Origin of the sequence: Paraclostridium sp. (assembly GCF_051656405.1) — a bacterium.
Taxonomy (GTDB): Bacteria; Bacillota; Clostridia; order Peptostreptococcales; family Peptostreptococcaceae; genus Paraclostridium.
The window spans coordinates 1-19,017 of sequence record NZ_JBOGBV010000020.1; the positions used below are offsets into that span (position 1 = coordinate 1).

Here is a 19,017-nt window from a genome sequence, read left to right on the forward strand (position 1 = left end):
TTTTCAACAACTTCTTCTTTTCCTTGAAGAGTTTTTCCTATTTTAACAAGTTCATCCATAAGTTCATCTTCTGATTTATCTTTATAGCCATCTGCTATTTCTTCGATTTTGCCTTTATCAATATTTTTTTCCTTTGCGAATTTTTCCATTGCTTCTTTATCTATTTTTTTCATAAAAGCACCTCTTTCAATAATATATATTTGATTAAGTTCATATTATTTATATATAGAAGTATCTAATGAATTATGATTAATAATATGAAAAAATAAAAAATACCTATAAATAATATATATGCGAATTTATAAAAAAAGTAACAATAATAGTAAATAAAACATAGTTTATATATTAGGAGTAGTATATAGTAAGGGGTGACAAAGGTGAACAGTTTACTATTTATATTAGGGATGATAGCTTTAAGTAATGGAAATATATCATTGTCAGACAATAAAACTGGTAGTTTAGATATAAATCAAGAAATGGGAAGTATGAGGTCAAAATTAAATAAGAAAAATAATAAAATTAAGTTAAAAAACAAATTTAGACCAAAAAATATTGAAGACGAAGAAATAGATTTAGAAGAAGATGAAGACGAGTTTGTTGAGGAATCTGATTATATCGATCCAGTATCTAGTTTTAACATAAATGATCTTGATAAAGGAATGAAAATGTTAGAATTAAGTGATGATGATTTAGATAGAGGTTTAGAAATAATAACCAGAACTAAAAAGTATATGGATAAAGATGAACGAAAAGTATTAATAAAAATAGAGAGCGTTTTAGATTTAGTAAGAGGTATAAAAAAACTTAGTAGTGTTGATTTGGTCGATAACGAAGATGAATCAGATTTCTTTAGAAGTATGGAAGAAGAAGATAAAAAAAATATGATGATTAAAGAGATAATAGAGGTTTTTCCAGAAAGCAAAAAAGAATCTGTTGAGAGAGCGATAGACATGAAAAAGAAAATTGAACTATTTGCAGAATTGTTCTTGCCTGATGATATAGGAGAAGAAAATAGTTCTGGATTTAGTTTAAGTTCATTGGCTAGTATAAATAACATAGGAAGTTTAAATAATTTGAAACTTTTAGGGAATCTTTTAAGAAGTGATAATAAACAGAGCAATTATACAAAAAATAATAAATATGATTATGTAAATAAAGAAGAAAATGAGGAAGAAGAGGAAGAAAATGAGTTTGAAGATATGTTAGATGAAGATGAAAACTATGAAACAGATGACTATATAGACTATGATTATGTAAGGATAGATAAATAAAAGTAGAAAAAGAACGAAAAATTTATAAATTTGCTAATTAAAAATGCTTTCAAAAATTTGAATTTTATTATATAATAAAAATATGAAATCCTGGAGCATGCGACAGTGCCTATTTAAATTCAACCGACAAAGTTTGAACGGGAGTATGAGTTTAGTGGTGGATAAAATGCCCCTTCATAATTATGGGGGACTTTAAAAACTGCTAGTAGTACACCCACCTGGGAGATTCTCGGGTATGAATTTAAAGGGCCATCGGTGTTTTGGGGTAAAAAAAGTATTGTGATTTTCACAATACTTTTTTTATTATTATCAATTGTAGAAGTTACCTAATATTCCAAAAGGGTCTTTGCTTACAAAAACATTGGTAGATACATAATCTTTATCAGATAAATAATTAGATTTGAAACAAGCCCTTATAAACTTATCATTTATGCTAAACTCATCCGCATATGACTCACTCCAACTACAACCTAAATCATCAGAATAACAAGTATATAAAATGTTTTTATACACATAAGATATGAATATTGAAGAATTATATTTTAATATAGATGGATATAAATATAAGGACCCATCTGTTATAAATTTATTGACGCTTTCATCAAATGAATTATTATTTAGATATCCATTTAAATATTTAATACTGTACTTAAAGTCATTGCTTTCACAATATGCTATGTGATAAAAGTTAAGTTTATCTTTTAGAACAGATAGATATATTTTATTTTCTAAAGAATTAGTTATACATATCGGATCATTCCAACTTAGGTTACTTAAATTAAAATTGGTGCAATAAACTTGTGGAAACTCGTTATTTTCTTTAAAGTAAAAAATTGTTGGAACTTTTTCATTAAAATAAATTATAAAGTTATCCAAAACAGGTAAATTTATAAAATCAACTTTATTTTCAAACCATTGGTTACCATTATTATAATGATGGAATAAGATAGTAGTGGCACAATCTTTATTAGTTAGATAATAAAATATATGTATTGTATTATTTATAAATTTTATGTATGGAAATGTTATAGTGTAGTTTTCAGAGTCATAATCTATTGTATGGAGAGTTAAAAATTTATTGCTATCATTATTTAGTTTTAAAATGTTTATTTTAGAATCTGAAAAAATTCCATATACATTGTCATTTGAATCTATATCAAAATAATAACTAGAAAAATCAATAGGAACAAGTGTTATACTTTCAGAATGAACCATTGAATTGCTATTTTTAAAATATTTATAGCTCAGTCCATTTTCACTTTTTATAAGTATCATATCTTTATTAGATTTTCTTATAACATATGAACATTCATTAAAAAATCCCATAACTACCTCCTAAAATATATATTCTATAAATATATATTAACTCAGCAGTAAATTATTCTAATAAGAATTAATTAATAAAAGACTAATTAAGTAACAATTAGCAAAATACATGCATATTATTAATTAGGCATAAACAAGAGCCTACATTTTAATAAGACAATAAAAGGGGAGGCCAAAACTGAATGAAGGATTTAATGAGAGCCAAAAAAGTAGTTAACAAAAGAGTAATACAGCCTAATCAAAATATAGATTCAGGAAGAAGCTATATAGAAACGAATGAAATAGAAGAGGAACTAAGAGGATGTAAACCACAATGCCATCCATATATACAATGTGATTGTAATAATGATTGCAATAATGATTGCAACCATCATAATCATAATTGTGGATGTAATCCAGGATGCTGTGATTGCAAAGACGAAGATTGTACAGACAATTGCTTCCCAAACCCTTGTCCAGAAGAGTGTAGTAATCCTTTAGTACCACCTAAATTTTCAACATCACAAGCAGTATTGTATCCAATAGAAACTAATAGAATATACGATACTATAATGTTTAGAGTATTTACAGATGGTAAAATGACGAATGGAGAAGATTTAAACTTTGACTATGAATTAGGTAGTTTACGTGGACCATTACCAAACTCTACTCAAACTAATGCTACAATAGAAAAAGTTTGTATAAATTATACAAGTATAAAAATTAATCCAGGAACAACATCTTTAGAAAATTTAAGCATTGATGAAGTTGATAAACATGGCAAAAAATGCAAATCAGTTTTTGAATACAATGTTTGTGGTCAATTAAATAGATGCTGCAACGATAAGTGTTTGGGACAAAATGTAATGTATAAACAAAAAGGGTTAAATGTACTAGTTAAAGATTTAGAAATAGAATTAATAGGTAGATTTGGATGTTCTGAGTTTACTGCTATAGCTACACCAGTTGGTAAATGCCATAAAGGCGATGAATCAAATGATGTAGTATTCTATTTTAATACTTTATCAAGTGACTTAGTAGTTCCAGCAGATGGAAGAGGATTTACGCTAAGACAAGATTTCCAAACTCAATTAACAGTTGACTGTATAGGAAAAGCAACAATAACTCAACACATAGTAAACAACAAACCTTGTTATGAGTTACAAATTCCTAATGGCATAGACTTAGTATTATGCTTACAAAATATAGTTAGTGTATTAATAGAAGAACAAATAGTAGTTTTAGGTGGACCTACAAGAATAAAACCTAGATTAGTAGACACATTTGGTAATGTTTGTGATTTCTCTCAATTCAATGGAAATTGTGAAGAAAAACATGACCACTGCCATAATGATAATAAGTGCTAATTAAAAAATATATACACTAATATTGAAAATAAAAAGAGCATTGATAAAATCAATGCTCTTTTTATTTTCAATATTTTATAGTATCACAGTACTTAAATAAAATATTACTAGTTTTTATATTTGAAAAGTGTGACCAGTTTTTTTCATTATCATTATAAACCATGGATTCTAAATCTATTTTATTTTTTGACTTAACATAGTAGGAGCATATAATATGGTTATTTGATACGTTAATAGTATAAAGGGGTAGCTTGCTTTTAAAAGCGTTTTTAATATCGAACTCTACAAGTTCATTATTATAAAAATTATAGTTTAAATGATATATATTGTGATAATGTTTGTTTAGAGACTTAGAAAAAAATATATTTATAGAATCATTCAATGAGTACATAGAAAGCTTATAAATTTTTTTTGAACTAACATTCAACTTAAATGATGATATCAAATTCAAAGAGCTGTTATTATAAGTGTAGTAATAAAAGTAATTTTTAAAGTCGATAAAACAAATGTGAATGTTGTCATATTTATCGATTATTGCTGAGTATAAATAAACACTATTTGAAATATTTTCAAGCTTATTTGTATAATTTTTTATGTATAAACAATTATTTTTATTAAAAATAGATAAAGACAAATTCGCATCTTTATTTAGAATAATCATAAAAGTAACCACCTTAGTATAATGATTTTAAAGATTTAAATAAAACATGAGAATTAAATGCAAAAGTTATGATAGGAACTATCGTAAGAATCAATATATAGCCCCATAAGCCTACATCTGGCATTGGAAGTATAAAGTATAGGCAAAGCGTTTGTATAATCATAGAGGAGATTCCTATGACGCTAGAGATAAACTCCTTTCCAATAGAATGAAGAATACCAGAAATTACATGATTTAAACTTAAGAATAAAGGAACTAAGCACATGTATTTTAAATAAAATCCTGCAACCTTGTTTTTAAATGTATATAAGCAAATCTTTTCTCCAAATAAATAAAATATTAAAGAACATAAAAATCCCATAACAAGAGTTAGAACCAAAGCAAATAATATCTTGCTTTTTATAGATTTAATATTTTTTCTGCTTACATCCAATGATATGCTAGGTATTATATTTACAACTAACGCAGAAACTAGCATAAATGGGAGGTAGACAAAAGGAAATACCATACCTGCAATAGTTCCATAAATTCCTAAAGCGGTTGTATATGTAATTCCGGAAAGGGCTAGCCTAGATGGAATAATCATAGAACTAATAGAATTTAGAACTATATTAGACATACGGTTACAGGTAATAGGTATTGACATTTTAACTGTATCATATGAGGATTTCATAAACTCTTTTATATCTATAGTGTACCTATTGTCTATATATGGCTTTCGAGCTAAGCCTAGTGTCATAAATGATAAACTTATACATTCTCCTATTGATATACCTATTATTGCAGATAGACAGATTAAAGTTGGATCATTAAAGTTTTTTACTATCAAATAAACAAAAATAATTTTTGAAATTTGTTCTAAAACCTGAGAGATAGCAGGTATATCAACTTGCTTTATTCCATAATAGTATCCTCTGACAATATTTGAAAGTGTTATAGCTATTATTGATGGACAAAGAGCAAGTATAAAGATAGAACTATTATTGCTATGTAATAATTTAAGCGACAAAGATTCAGAACTAATTGACACAAAAAAAGCAATAAGTGATGCTATAAAAAATGATATATATATTGCCGATATAAAAAGAGCATTTGTACTATGCTTATCATTAAATGCTTTTTTTCTTGCAACTAAGCAACTAAGAGCAGTTGGTATTCCTGTTGTGGTAAGCGCTATACAAATCATTAAAAAGTTAAACACCATGTGATATATTCCTAAGTGAACCTCTGATAAATTATTTGATAAAAATATCTTATATATAAAACCTATTATTCTGACTATAAAATTAGATAAAAAAAGCACTAAAGTTGAATATACAAGATTAGGAATCTTCAAATATATCACCTCCTATCTTAAGTTATATTCAATAATTAATATAAAAATGAAAAAAATAACTCGTATCTAAAAAGATAGAGTTATTTTTTATGTTTGATAGTTAAAGTAAATTTTTTATTTGTTTAAAATGCTTTTTATGCTTGTAAATTGAGGTTTCATTTTATCAAAAGTTGTTACGTATTTAAATCCAAGTTCATCAAGTCTATTATATATATAGTCAAACTTATAAGCTACTTGAGATGGTATATGAGAATCGGAACCAGTAGTTATTATCTCACCACCGAGTTCTTTATACATTTTTAGTATATAGTTTGAAGGTGTTAAGTCTTTTAGACCGTATCTAAAACATGACGTATTTATTTCTATACCTTTTCCACTATGAACAACTTCTTTTAAAATTGATTCTAATATATCAGAAAAAAGTTTATCATCAAGTTCTTCATTGTAATCTCCATATCTCTTAATTAAATCAAGATGTCCTAAAACAGAATAATCTTTATAATTTTTGACTATATAATATAAAATTTCATAGTATTTTTCATAAGCTTCGTGTTGAGACTTATCATTAAAGAAAGTTCCGTTGTATAAATCAATTTTATCTATTGCGTGCATTGAACAAATAACAAAATCGAATGGATAGCTTTTTATATCATTTGAACACTTTTCTATTATATGAGGTTGGACTCCCATCTCAATTCCTTTTTTTATAGTAATTTGATTTTTAAATTTATCTTTAAGATTATCAATACTTTTTAAGTAAGATATGTAGTCTGTTTCAAATGGAACATCACTTATTATGTCGTAGTCAACATGATCAGTAAAACAGATTTCCTTTAAGCCTAAATCAATAGATTTTTTGACCATATCTTCCATAGGTGTTTGACTATCTCCAGAAAAGTTTGAATGCATATGATAATCGTAGTACATAATTAGTATCCCCTTTTTTTATAAATTTTGGTATTATATATACATAATAATATCAAATATAGTTATAGGCATCAATAAACACATGTACAACAATATCATTTGAAGTGGTGATTAAATGGATAAATACAAGTTAGTAATAGAAGACAATGGTCCAAAGTATTTACAAATTTATAATCATATAAAAACAATGATTATAAATAATGAAATAGAATCAAATAAAAAGCTTCCACCTATAAGATCTATAGCAAAGTTATTAAATGTTAATAACACTACAATAGTAAAGGCATATGAATTATTAGAAAAAGAAGGATATGTATATAAAATTATTGGTAGTGGGACATTTGTGTCAGATACTAGAGTAAAAGCTAATAGTGATGAAAATACACCTATGGAAGGAATAATTAGATTTGACAATGGGAATCCTTCAATAGATATGTTTCCAGTAGAAGAGTTTAAAAAATCCATAAATATAGCTCTTGAAAAAGAAGGAAATTCAATGTTTGAATATGATGATGGATTAGGGTTTATAAAGTTAAGATCTAAACTAGTAGAATACTTAAAAACTCTAAATATAAATACTAATAAAGATAATATACAAATTATATCAGGCGCTCAACAAGGTATAGATATAGTTTGTAAAGGTTTAATAAATTATTCGGATTTAGTATTTGTTGAAGAACCAACTTACAGAGGAGCTCTTGAAGTATTTAAAAATAGAGGGTCAAAAATTATAAGTATACCGATGTTAGAAGATGGAATAGATATAGGTATACTTAAGTTAAAACTTGAAAAAATAAGACCGAAGATACTGTATACAATGCCTAATTACCAAAATCCAACTGGAATATCTTACTCAGAATATAAAAAGAAAAAGTTAATTGAACTAGCTGAAAAATATGATTTTTATATATTAGAGGACGATTTTATGAGTGATTTGAAATTTGAATCAACAGAACATTACCCTCTTAGAAGTTATGATGATAAGGGGAGGGTAATTTATATAAAAAGTTTCTCTAAATTACTTATGCCAGGGATTAGAATAGGATTAGTTGAAATGCCTAATGAAATTTTAAATAAAATACTATGGGCAAAATACTCTTCAGATATATCAACATCAGGTATAATTCAAAGGTCTATGTATTATTATATGGAAAACTTCAACTGGAACAACTACATAAAAAATGTAGAAGATGCTTATTATGAAAAATTTAAATTAGCACTAGAACTTATACAAAGTAAATTAGCTAATAAGCTTAAAATAAAAGTACCTACAGGAGGGATAAATTTCTTTCTAGAATTACCAAGAGGATACTCATCAAAAGAATTCAGTAAGTACTTAAGAAAAAAAGGAGTAGCTATTTTATCAGGTGGGCACTTTTTTGACACATCTATAGACGATAGATTTTTTAGAATAAATATTGCACAAACAAGCTTAGATGAAATACAAAAGGGAATAGATATAATATCGGATAATATAGATGAATTTTTAAAATGCTACAAAAACATAGAAGAATTTAAAGAAAATAAATTATTTTTTTAGGAGTGAATGATATGAATAATGAATTTGATAAAAAGAAATTAAACAGAATAAATGAATTAGCAAAAAAGCATAAAGGTGAAGGTTTAACTGAAGATGAACATAAAGAAAGAGAAGGATTAAGAAAAGAATATTTAGAACATTTTAGAGGTCACTTTAGATCAAGATTAGAAAATATAAAAGTAGTTTCACCAGAGGAATATGAAGAGGCAATGAAAAACAAGAAGAACTAGAAAAATTTAACATTTGACAAATGTAAGTGTGCTATAATTATCCCGAGGGTATTTTAATAAAGAAAGGGAGTATTAAGTATGAATTTAAGACATGAATTTAAGAATGCATGGGAACAAATTAAAGAAAACAAAGAACTTGATGCTGTGATGAATTACTCAAATGAATACATGAAGTTCCTAGATGCTGGTAAAACAGAAAGAACTTCAGCAAGAGAGATAATAAGACAAGCTAAAGAACATGGTTTTATATCAATAAACGATGCGATGTCATCAGGTTGTTTAACTGCAGGGACTAAAGTATATGCAGAAAACAAAGATAAAGGCGTTGCTTTATTTGTAATTGGACAAGAAGAATTACAAAAAGGAATGAGAATTGTTGGGGGACATATAGATTCTCCGAGATTAGATTTAAAACCAAATCCATTATATGAAGATGGAAATTTAGCTCTTTTCAAAACTCACTATTATGGTGGAATAAAAAAATATCAATGGACAGCATTACCACTTGCAATACATGGTGTAGTTATACTACAAGATGGAACTAAAGTTGATATATGTATAGGTGAAGATGATAATGATCCAGTATTTTGCATAACAGATTTATTAATACATTTAGCAGGAGATCAAATGCAAAAAAAATTAGCTGATGGAGTAACTGGTGAAGGATTAAACCTTTTAGTAGGGCATATGCCATTAGAAGATGAAGAGAAAGATGCAGTTGAAGCTAATGTACTAAAACTATTAAATGAAAAATATAACATGACTCAAACAGATTTCTTAACAGCTGAGATAGAAATTGTTCCAGCTGGTAAAGCTAGACACTTAGGATTTGATAAAGGAATGGTTATAGCTTATGGTCATGATGATAGAGTTTGTTCATATGCAGCTGTAAAATCTATATTTGATATTGAAAATCCAAAATATACTGCAGTAGCATTATGTGTAGATAAAGAAGAAGTTGGGTCTCAAGGAAATACAGGAATGCAATCTAAATTCTTTGAAAATGCAGTAGCTGAACTTATAAACTTACAAGGAGATTATTGTGATCTTAAAGTAAGAAGAGCTATGGCAAATTCAAAAGTTTTATCAGCTGATGTTTCAGCTGGATTTGATCCAACATATCCAGATGTTTTAGATAAGAGAAATGCATGTTTTATGGGACATGGTTTAGCTTTAACTAAATACACAGGAGCAAGAGGTAAAGGTGGATGCAATGATGCTAACGCTGAATTTGCTTCAGAAGTAAGAAGAATATTTGATAAAGCTAATGTTGTTTGGCAAATATCAGAACTTGGTAAAGTTGACCAAGGTGGCGGTGGAACGATCGCTTACATATTAGCTGAATATGGTGCAGAGGTAATAGACTGTGGAGTTGGTGTATTAAATATGCATGCTCCATATGAAATAGTATCTAAAGCAGATATATATGAAATGTATAAAGGATATAAAGCTTTCTATGAAATAGAAGCTTAATATAAAATAAAAAAGATAAGTGATTAATCACTTATCTTTTTTTATATGTTCCAAATTAAAATAGTCACATACTCCATCTAAGAACTTATACTCAAGAGGAGTGAAAGCTTTTTTCTTAGAGTATATGAAATAAAATTTTCTATCAAAACTCATATTTTTAATTTTATAGAAGTTTAACTTATTTGAGTTTATATCTTCAATAATTGAAGTATAAGATACAAACGAAACTCCAAGTCCTAACTTAACCATTTCTTTTATAGATTCATTGGATTCAACGTAAGCAATTGTGTCTAAGCTATTAAGAGGTATTTTGTTTGATTTTAACTTATTAATCACTATACTTTGAGTTCCAGAACCATCTTTTCTCATTATAAATTTTAAATTATAAAGTTTTTCTATATCAATAAAACCATTTTCATTTTCTATAATCAAATTTTTAGGAGCAATTAAAACTAGTTCATCATCTATTAAATCTATATATTCAATTTGTTTATTGTTTACCTTAGAACCTACAAATCCAAAACTTATACGTTCATTTAAAATTTCTGATATAGCATCTTGAGAATCATAACGACTTATACTAAATTTAACATTTGGATAATTAGTATAAAAACTTTTTAAAAAGTCAGGAAGTATATATGTTTCAGGTATAGAACTACATGCAAGATCTATAACACCTTCTATTTTTCCGCTATATTCCTTTATATCATAAACAGCTTTTTTGCAATTATTTAAAATATAAATAGCGTGTTCATATAATATTTCTCCTGCCTTTGTAAGCGTAATTACTTTATTATTTCTATTAACTAGTACTGTATCAAGGCTTTTTTCAAGATTTTGAATATGGGCACTAACTGTAGGTTGTGTAAGAAAAAGCTCTTTAGCAGCTTTAGAAAAGCTATTATATTTAGCTACAGCTACAAAAACTTCAAGTTGTTTTAAGTCCATAAAAATATCCTCCCCCTAAATATGTCCTTACATATTATAACATACAAAAAAGTATCTAGGATAAAATAAAAATTAAATGTCAATATACGGAATAAGTTTTACAAAAATATTACAATATAACTTTTTAGGTTATTTAATGTAAATAAATAATATATAATTAGATATAAGTAAATTTAGGAGGATTGGTGTATGAAAAAAAGTTTGCTAATTAGCATCATGCTAATAGTCATACTAATGTTCTCAGGATGCAGTATGAAAAGTGAAAAAAAAGTAGATAAAGCTACGCAACAAAAAAACATGACTAAAATTCAAAACGATGTTAGTGAAGTTATGGGGAAAAATTATGAATATGTTATGGATAATATAGGGGATCCATACATGACAACATATTATATAAATACAGAAAAATACGGCGAATACGAACATTTAGATAAGGAAGGAATTTTAAAAAATCTAAATATTGAGATGGTATATCCTAAAGAAGGGTATGAAAGTAGCGCTTTATACGTGGATATAAGTAAAGATAAAGTTGTTAATGTAGAAAGTGATGAGTTTGTGGGATTATCTTCTGGATTTGAAGATTTACCTAAAGAAGCAAAATCAGCTAATGTAATAATTGATTTTTTCAATGATCAATCATTTATTGATTCTAGTAAAGTTGATTTAAAATCGATAAAATCTTATATAGGTAAAAATATTGATGATTTAGTTAGGGACACTAGCTTAGATATGCCAAATGCAGTTGCATATAGTAAGAACAAAGAAAAAATTATAAATTATTATATTTTAAAAAGTGAAAAAAATAATACGACTTTCGTTGTATCAGTAACTGAAGATAAGGGGAAAATATTAGATATAATGGAAGTTTCAGATGCTTCATTAATAAAAGAATTAATAAATATGTCAAATTAAAAAATACTCTCTATATTTTAAATATAGAGAGTATTTTGTTTGCTTACTTATAGTATATATAACAAAATAATGTAAATAATAAATTAGTGAGTATAAAACTAAATTACATAATGTAAGTATATATAGGAGGCTTAATTTATGAGTAAACAAATAATTACTATAGATGGAAATACTGCAGCGGCACATGTTGCGTATGCATTTACAGATGTTGCAGCTATATTCCCTATAACTCCGTCGTCAACAATGGCTGAGGTTGTAGATGAGTGGGCTGCACAAGGAAGAAAAAATATATTTGGACAAAAAGTTAGTGTTGTAGAGATGCAGTCAGAAGCAGGAGCAGCAGGAGCATTTCACGGATCATTACAGTCTGGAGCTCTAACAACAACATTTACAGCATCTCAAGGATTACTACTTATGATTCCTAATATGTATAAGGTATCAGGAGAATTGTTACCGGGGGTATTTCATGTAAGTGCAAGAGCTATTGCATCTCAGGCTTTATCTATATTTGGAGACCATCAAGATGTTATGGCAGCAAGACAAACGGGATGTATATTATTGGCATCAAGTTCTGTTCAAGAAGTTGCAGATATAGCTCCAGTTGCTCATTTAGCTGCTATAAAAGGAAGACTTCCAGTTATACATTTCTTTGATGGATTTAGAACATCACATGAAATACAAAAAATAGAAGTTTTAGATTATGAAGACTATGCAAAACTAATAGATCAAAAATCACTACAAGAATTTAGAGAAAGAGCATTATCTCCAAATCATCCAGTGACAAGAGGTACGGCTCAAAATCCGGATATATATTTCCAAACTAGAGAAGCTTCTAACAAATATTATGAAAATATTGTACCTATAGTTGAAGAGTATATGAATGAAATGAATAAACTTACTGGAAGAAACCATGGTTTATTTGATTACTTTGGGCCAGAAGATGCAAAGCACATAATAGTTGCAATGGGTTCAGTGACTGAAACTATAGAAGAAACTATAACTTATTTAAATGGACAAGGTGAAAAATATGGATTAGTAAAAGTTCATTTATATAGACCGTTTTCTATAAAACATTTTATGGATGTAATACCATCAAGTGTAGAAAGAATTTGTGTTTTAGATAGAACTAAAGAACCAGGATCTATAGGAGAACCATTATACTTAGATGTGAAATCGGCATTTTATGAAAATGAAAAAACACCTATGATAATAGGAGGAATATATGGACTTGGATCTAAGGATACAACGCCAGCAGATATAAAATCTGTATATGACAATTTAAAATCTAGTAACCCTAAAAATCAATTTACAGTAGGTATAGTAGATGATGTAACTAATAAATCTATAGATGTAGATAGAAAATTTAAAATAAGACAAGAAGGAACTATAAGATGTAAGTTCTGGGGATTGGGATCAGATGGTACAGTTGGAGCTAATAAACAAGCTATAAAAATAATAGGTAATAATACTGACATGTTTGCTCAAGCATATTTTGCATATGATTCAAAAAAATCTGGTGGGATAACAATGTCTCACTTAAGATTTGGTAAAACCCCTATAAAATCAACTTATCTTATAGATGAAGCTGATTATATTGCTTGTCATAACCAATCTTATGTAACAGAATATGATTTATTAAAAGGGCTTAAAAAAGGTGGAGTATTTGTACTTAACTGTATATGGAATAAAGAGGAATTAGAAAATCATTTACCAGCTAGAATCAAAAATTATATAGCTGAAAATGATATAGAATTCTATACTGTTAATGCAACAAAAATTGCGCAAGAAATAGGTCTTGGAAATAGAATAAATATGATAATGCAATCTGCATTTTTCAAATTAGCAAAAATAATACCAGAACAAGATGCTATAGATCATTTAAAAGATTCTATAAAAAAAGCATATGGTAAAAAAGGTGAAAAGATAGTAAATATGAACTATGAAGCAGTTGAAAAAGGTATGAGTTCAATAGTGAAAATAGATATACCACAAGATTGGAAAACTGCTAAAGATAGTATTGAAGATAGAAATGAACCAGAATTTATAACAAACATATTAAGACCAATGAATGCACAAGAAGGTGACAATTTACCAGTAAGTGCATTTAACGGAATAGAAGATGGAACATTCCCTAATGGTACAGCAGCATATGAAAAACGTGGAGTTGGAATAAATGTACCTGAATGGATATTAGAAAATTGTATTCAGTGTAATCAATGTGCTTATGTTTGTCCACATGCAACTATAAGACCATTTTTATTAAACGAAGAAGAAAGTAACAAAGCGCCTAAGAGTTTTGGAACGAAAAAAGCTATAGGTAAAGGATTTGAAGGATTACAATATAGAATGCAAGTTGATACTATGGATTGTACTGGATGTGGAAACTGTGCAGATATATGTCCCGCTAAAGAAAAAGCATTAGTTATGAAACCTCTTGAGTCTCAAACTGAATCAGAAATACCAAATTGGGATTTTGCAGTATCACAAGTTTCAGATAAAGGAGACATAGTGAGTCCAAATAGCGTTAAGGGAAGTCAATTTAGACAACCACTTATAGAATTCTCTGGAGCATGTGCAGGTTGTGGAGAAACTCCATATATCAAGTTAGTAACTCAACTATTTGGAGATAGAATGATGATAGCCAATGCAACAGGATGTTCATCTATTTGGGGAGGATCAGCTCCATCGACTCCATATACTATAAACCATGAAGGTAAAGGACCTGCTTGGGCAAACTCTTTATTTGAAGACAATGCTGAATATGGATATGGTATGTATTTAGGCGTTAAACAAATAAGAAATAGAATCGAAAATTTAATGACAGAACTAGTTGGAATGAATATTGATGAAGAAAGTAAAAAAGCATTTAACTATTGGCTAGAAAGTAAAAATGATGGATCAGAATCAGCTTGTGCATCAGAAGGTGTTAAAAAATCTATATGTAACATTAAAGGATCAGAGGAGAAAGTTTCTTGCTTAATAAGTCAAATAAAAGAATTAGAAGATTACCTTGTAAAAAGATCTCAATGGATACTTGGAGGAGATGGATGGGCATATGATATCGGATATGGTGGATTAGATCATGTTCTAGCATCAGGTGAAGATGTTAATGTTTTAGTATTTGATACCGAAATTTATTCAAATACTGGAGGACAAGCCTCAAAATCAACTCCAGTTGCAGCAATGGCTAAATTTGCAGCAGCAGGTAAGAGAACAAAGAAAAAAGATTTAGGTAGAATGGCAATGACATATGGTAATGTTTATGTAGCACAAGTTTCATTAGGTGCAGATAAAAATCAATTAGTAAAAGCTGTAATAGAAGCTGAAAATTATAATGGACCATCACTTATAATATGCTATGCGCCATGTATATCTCATGGATTAAAAGAAGGTATGGGTAGAACTATTGCAAATGAAGAACAAGCTGTTAAATGTGGATACTGGCACTTATATAGATTTAATCCACAATTAAAGGATGAAGGTAAAAATCCATTTACATTAGATTCTAAAGAACCAACAGAAAGTTTTAAAGATTTCTTAATGGGACAAGTTAGATATTCAGCTATAGCTAAACAATTCCCAGATATAGCTCAAGAGTTATTTGATATGACAGAAGAAAATGCAAAAGAAAGATATGAAATATATAAGTTATTATCACAACAAATGTAATTAAAAAAGAGAGAATTTTATTCTCTCTTTTTTCTTATTGAGTTTTTATAGAATAATAATATATTAATTTGCAAATTATATACTAGAAGACACTTTAAGGAGGACATCAAAATGGCGAATAAACCATTAGTGAGTAATGCAAAGCAAGCTTTAAATGAAATGAAATTAGAAATAGCTAATGAATTAGGTCCATTGAATCTTAATGTAGAACAAAGTAATATTTCATTTAATAAAAATGAAGATATACCTGGGAGTTTAGGAGCAGTTATGTCTAAAAAATTAGTTCAAATGGGAGAAGAGATTTTATTAAGAGAATACAATAATAAAAAATAATATTAAATTTTATAGAATTTATTTAAGGTTATTTTAAGTTTTAGGGTTTATAATAATCTTATAATAAAATAAAAAACTATCAAAATACTTTCCCTTAAAAATCACTTACATTGTGTAAGTGATTTTTTATTTTTTTAAAATAAAAAAATAAAAGAGCTTCAACAAAATAGTTGAAGCTCTTCTAAAAGATTATTGGTGCCGGTTGTGGGACTTGAACCCACACGGTATCACTACCAACGGATTTTGAGTCCGCCCCGTCTGCCGATTCCAGCAAACCGGCTCGTTATAAATCTATTATAACAGTAATAAAAACGTTTTGCAATATATTTAGCCTTAATATACATTCAATAATATGGTAATATTAAATATAATACGAATTGGTAATAATAGAGAGTATAAATAATTAGGAGTGATAAATTTGGAAAAAACGTTAATTATAATAGATGGAAATTCAATTGTTAATAGGGCTTTTTATGCATTGCCTGACTTAACTAATAAAAAAGGGCTACATACGAATGCAATATTTGGTTTTACAAATATGCTATTTAAGTTGATAGATACATACAAACCTACACATATTAGTGTTGCATTTGATAAAAAAGCTCCGACTTTTAGACATTTAGAGTATAAGGAATACAAAGCTGGAAGAAAAAAAATGCCAGATGAATTAAAGCAACAGTTGGAGCCATTAAAAGATTTATTAGATGCATTTAATATAAATCGTTTAGAGATTGAAGGATATGAAGCTGATGACATAATAGGTACTGTATCTTTAAAAGCAGAGCAAGAGGGATATAAAGTTTATATAGTCACAGGAGACAAAGATGCAATTCAATTAGCTTCAAAGACTACAACTACGCTTATAACTAAAAAAGGAGTAGGAGAAGTTGAAGAATATGATTTCAATGAAGTTGAGAAAAAATATGGAATGACACCTACTCAATTTATAGATTTAAAAGGCCTTATGGGAGATAAGTCAGATAATATACCTGGAGTCCCTGGAATTGGAGAGGTTACAGGTATTAAACTTATAAAAGAATTCGGAAGTATTGAAAATATAATAGAAAATATTGACTCAGTAAAAGGAAGTCCTAGGAAAAAAATCGAAGAAAATAAAGAGCTTGCTATAATGAGTAAAAAATTAGCTACGATAATTAGAGATGTTCCAATTGATTTTAATTTAGAAAAGTTAGAGTTTGGAAATTATGATAAGTCAAAATTAATAGAAGTTTTTAACGAACTTAATTTCAATAGCTTAATATCTAGACTGGATTCAAATGCAGAAGAATTAGAAGTAATAGTAAATAACCTTGAAGATGTCAAGGGCTTTATAAATAAAGCAAGAAGTAGCAAAAATCTAATAATGAAAACTATATCTAGAAGTGGAAATATTCTTGAAAAAAATATAATGAAAATTTATTTAAGTGTTGATGGAGAAGAATTACTATATGCTGAGGAAAGTCAAATAGATGAACTAAGAGAACTGTTATTAGATGAAGATCTAAGAATTTATGGATACAACTTAAAAGAAGATTATATAGCGCTAAGACCTTATGGAATATCTTTAAGCAATATTTACTTTGATATAGCTATAGCAGAGTACTTAATAGATTCTAGTAGCTCTAACTATACATATGATTTAATTGCCATGAACTATTTTGGACAAAAAATAAAATCATCTGAAGAATTGTTAGGTAAGGGTGTTAAAGCTAAAAAATATGAAGATCTAGAAAAAGAAGAATTAGATAATACAATTGGAAGTATAATTCAATTAGTTGAAAAAGTAAGTCCTAAAATGGAAGAAAAATTAGTTGATATGGATATGGATGGTCTGTTTTATCATGTAGAGATGCCTTTAGTAGAAGTGTTAGGATACATGGAATATGAAGGTGTAATGGTAGATAAAGATAAATTAATAGAATTGGGCGAAGAATTTAAAATATCTATAGATAAACTAGAAAAAGACATATATAATCTTGCAGGAGAAGAATTTAATATTAATTCTACGAAACAGTTAGGTGTTATTCTATTTGAAAAATTAGAACTTCCTGTTATTAAAAAGACTAAAACAGGATATTCAACTAATGCTGAAGTATTAGAACACTTAAGTGATAAGCATGAAATTATAGACAAGATAACTGAATATAGACAAATTGTAAAGTTAAAATCTACTTATGTAGATGGGCTTATAAACATAATAAATCCTATAAGTCACAGAATCCATTCATCATTTAATCAAACAATAACAACAACCGGAAGGATTTCATCTACAGATCCTAACTTACAAAACATACCAGTAAGGTTGGAATTAGGTAGAAATATAAGAAAAGTATTTATAGCAGATAAAGGCTTTAAATTAGTAGATGCAGACTACTCACAAATCGAATTAAGGGTTCTAGCACATATGAGTCAAGATGAGCATATGATAGATGCATTTAACCATAACGTAGATATTCATACTAAAACTGCATCACAAGTATTTGGTATTGATATAAATGATATAACAAGTGAGCAAAGAAGTGCCGCAAAAGCAGTAAACTTTGGTATAGTATATGGTATAAGCGATTTTGGACTAGCTAAAAATTTACATATACCAGTTAAGGAAGCAAAAAACTATATTGATAGTTATTTAAACACTTATGAAGATATAAAATCGTATATGGATAGTACAATCGAAGAAGCAAAAGAAGATGGATACGTAAAAACTATTTTAAATAGAAGAAGATATATACCGGAAATAAAATCTTCTAATACAATACTTAAAAATTTAGGGAAAAGATTGGCTATGAATGCGCCAATACAAGGGAGTGCCGCTGACATAATAAAAATAGCTATGGTTAATGTATATAAAAAATTAGAAGAAAGAGATTTGAAATCTAGATTAGTTCTTCAAGTTCACGATGAACTTATAATTGAATGTATTGAAGGTGAATTAGAAGAAGTATCTAAGATTGTAAAAGATGAAATGGAACATGCTGTATCTATGGATGTTAATTTAGATGTAGATTTAAATACCGGAGATTCTTGGTATGAAACAAAGTAGGT

The 19,017-nt window shown here is 27.9% G+C and carries 13 protein-coding genes, 1 tRNA gene and 1 other RNA gene; 10 read left to right on the forward strand and 5 right to left on the reverse strand.

Annotated elements, in window-relative coordinates:
• The first annotated feature begins 377 nt into the window (after positions 1 to 377).
• On the forward strand, positions 378 to 1,271 hold the full coding sequence (locus ACRDDE_RS03200) for a hypothetical protein (protein WP_438625479.1): 894 nt from the start codon (positions 378 to 380) through the stop codon (positions 1,269 to 1,271).
• Positions 1,272 to 1,355: 84 nt separating this feature from the next.
• A non-coding RNA gene (ssrS, locus tag ACRDDE_RS03205) (6S RNA) lies at positions 1,356 to 1,542 on the forward strand.
• Positions 1,543 to 1,580: 38 nt separating this feature from the next.
• Here the strand turns inward: ssrS and ACRDDE_RS03210 are convergent.
• Entirely contained in the window at positions 1,581 to 2,597 is a 1,017-nt protein-coding gene (locus ACRDDE_RS03210; RefSeq protein ID WP_438625481.1) for a hypothetical protein, read from the reverse strand.
• A 182-nt stretch (positions 2,598 to 2,779) separates the two neighbouring features.
• Between ACRDDE_RS03210 and ACRDDE_RS03215 the strand changes: the two genes are divergently transcribed.
• The gene (locus ACRDDE_RS03215; protein ID WP_438625483.1) at positions 2,780 to 3,943 is read left to right on the forward strand and encodes an exosporium morphogenetic protein CdeC; all 1,164 of its coding nucleotides are present in this window, start codon (positions 2,780 to 2,782) and stop codon (positions 3,941 to 3,943) included.
• 674 nt (positions 3,944 to 4,617) lie between these two features.
• Here the strand turns inward: ACRDDE_RS03215 and ACRDDE_RS03220 are convergent.
• Both ACRDDE_RS03220 and ACRDDE_RS03225 read right to left on the reverse strand, forming a co-directional pair.
• Complete coding sequence (locus ACRDDE_RS03220; protein WP_438625485.1) at positions 4,618 to 5,949, reverse strand: oligosaccharide flippase family protein; 1,332 nt, start codon at positions 5,947 to 5,949, stop codon at positions 4,618 to 4,620.
• Positions 5,950 to 6,054: 105 nt separating this feature from the next.
• The gene (locus ACRDDE_RS03225) at positions 6,055 to 6,867 is read right to left on the reverse strand and encodes a histidinol-phosphatase HisJ family protein (protein WP_438625487.1); all 813 of its coding nucleotides are present in this window, start codon (positions 6,865 to 6,867) and stop codon (positions 6,055 to 6,057) included.
• Between the two features lie 115 nt (positions 6,868 to 6,982).
• Here ACRDDE_RS03225 and ACRDDE_RS03230 point away from each other — a divergent pair, with 115 nt between their 5' ends.
• From ACRDDE_RS03230 to ACRDDE_RS03240, 3 genes are all read left to right on the forward strand, one after another.
• Positions 6,983 to 8,407 carry a PLP-dependent aminotransferase family protein gene (locus ACRDDE_RS03230; RefSeq protein ID WP_438625489.1) on the forward strand — a complete coding sequence of 475 codons (1,425 nt, stop codon included), beginning with the start codon at positions 6,983 to 6,985 and terminating at the stop codon, positions 8,405 to 8,407.
• Between the two features lie 11 nt (positions 8,408 to 8,418).
• A complete protein-coding gene (locus tag ACRDDE_RS03235) occupies positions 8,419 to 8,637 on the forward strand; it encodes a DUF896 domain-containing protein (protein WP_021428585.1) in 219 nt (72 codons plus the stop codon).
• Positions 8,638 to 8,715: 78 nt separating this feature from the next.
• Complete coding sequence (locus tag ACRDDE_RS03240; protein WP_438625490.1) at positions 8,716 to 10,110, forward strand: aminopeptidase; 1,395 nt, start codon at positions 8,716 to 8,718, stop codon at positions 10,108 to 10,110.
• Positions 10,111 to 10,137: 27 nt separating this feature from the next.
• Here ACRDDE_RS03240 and ACRDDE_RS03245 read toward each other — a convergent pair whose 3' ends face one another.
• Entirely contained in the window at positions 10,138 to 11,058 is a 921-nt protein-coding gene (locus ACRDDE_RS03245) for a selenium metabolism-associated LysR family transcriptional regulator (protein WP_021428582.1), read from the reverse strand.
• A gap of 189 nt (positions 11,059 to 11,247) precedes the next feature.
• On the opposite strand from ACRDDE_RS03245, the gene ACRDDE_RS03250 reads away from it, so the two are divergent.
• The 3 genes from ACRDDE_RS03250 to ACRDDE_RS03260 all read left to right on the forward strand — a co-directional run bounded on the left by ACRDDE_RS03250 (position 11,248) and on the right by ACRDDE_RS03260 (position 15,972).
• Positions 11,248 to 11,970, forward strand: a complete 723-nt coding sequence (locus ACRDDE_RS03250) for a hypothetical protein (RefSeq protein ID WP_438625492.1) — start codon at positions 11,248 to 11,250, stop codon at positions 11,968 to 11,970.
• Between the two features lie 138 nt (positions 11,971 to 12,108).
• Complete coding sequence (gene nifJ, locus ACRDDE_RS03255) at positions 12,109 to 15,639, forward strand: pyruvate:ferredoxin (flavodoxin) oxidoreductase (RefSeq protein WP_438625493.1); 3,531 nt, start codon at positions 12,109 to 12,111, stop codon at positions 15,637 to 15,639.
• A 111-nt stretch (positions 15,640 to 15,750) separates the two neighbouring features.
• The gene (locus ACRDDE_RS03260; RefSeq protein ID WP_046821462.1) at positions 15,751 to 15,972 is read left to right on the forward strand and encodes a small, acid-soluble spore protein, alpha/beta type; all 222 of its coding nucleotides are present in this window, start codon (positions 15,751 to 15,753) and stop codon (positions 15,970 to 15,972) included.
• Between the two features lie 193 nt (positions 15,973 to 16,165).
• Here ACRDDE_RS03260 and ACRDDE_RS03265 read toward each other — a convergent pair.
• Positions 16,166 to 16,252 (reverse strand) — tRNA-Leu (locus tag ACRDDE_RS03265).
• A 138-nt stretch (positions 16,253 to 16,390) separates the two neighbouring features.
• Between ACRDDE_RS03265 and polA the strand changes: the two genes are divergently transcribed.
• Complete coding sequence (polA, locus tag ACRDDE_RS03270; RefSeq protein WP_438625495.1) at positions 16,391 to 19,015, forward strand: DNA polymerase I; 2,625 nt, start codon at positions 16,391 to 16,393, stop codon at positions 19,013 to 19,015.
• The last annotated feature ends 2 nt before the right edge of the window (positions 19,016 to 19,017 follow it).

Coding starts and splice junctions, on each gene's coding strand:
- ACRDDE_RS03210 (WP_438625481.1), bottom strand. CDS start 2,597: ATGGGATTTTTTAATGAATGTTCATATGTTATAAGAAAATCTAATAAA.
- ACRDDE_RS03215 (WP_438625483.1), top strand. CDS start 2,780: ATGAAGGATTTAATGAGAGCCAAAAAAGTAGTTAACAAAAGAGTAATA.
- ACRDDE_RS03225 (WP_438625487.1), bottom strand. CDS start 6,867: ATGTACTACGATTATCATATGCATTCAAACTTTTCTGGAGATAGTCAA.
- ACRDDE_RS03230 (WP_438625489.1), top strand. CDS start 6,983: ATGGATAAATACAAGTTAGTAATAGAAGACAATGGTCCAAAGTATTTA.
- ACRDDE_RS03235 (WP_021428585.1), top strand. CDS start 8,419: ATGAATAATGAATTTGATAAAAAGAAATTAAACAGAATAAATGAATTA.
- ACRDDE_RS03240 (WP_438625490.1), top strand. CDS start 8,716: ATGAATTTAAGACATGAATTTAAGAATGCATGGGAACAAATTAAAGAA.
- ACRDDE_RS03245 (WP_021428582.1), bottom strand. CDS start 11,058: ATGGACTTAAAACAACTTGAAGTTTTTGTAGCTGTAGCTAAATATAAT.
- ACRDDE_RS03250 (WP_438625492.1), top strand. CDS start 11,248: ATGAAAAAAAGTTTGCTAATTAGCATCATGCTAATAGTCATACTAATG.
- nifJ (WP_438625493.1), top strand. CDS start 12,109: ATGAGTAAACAAATAATTACTATAGATGGAAATACTGCAGCGGCACAT.
- ACRDDE_RS03260 (WP_046821462.1), top strand. CDS start 15,751: ATGGCGAATAAACCATTAGTGAGTAATGCAAAGCAAGCTTTAAATGAA.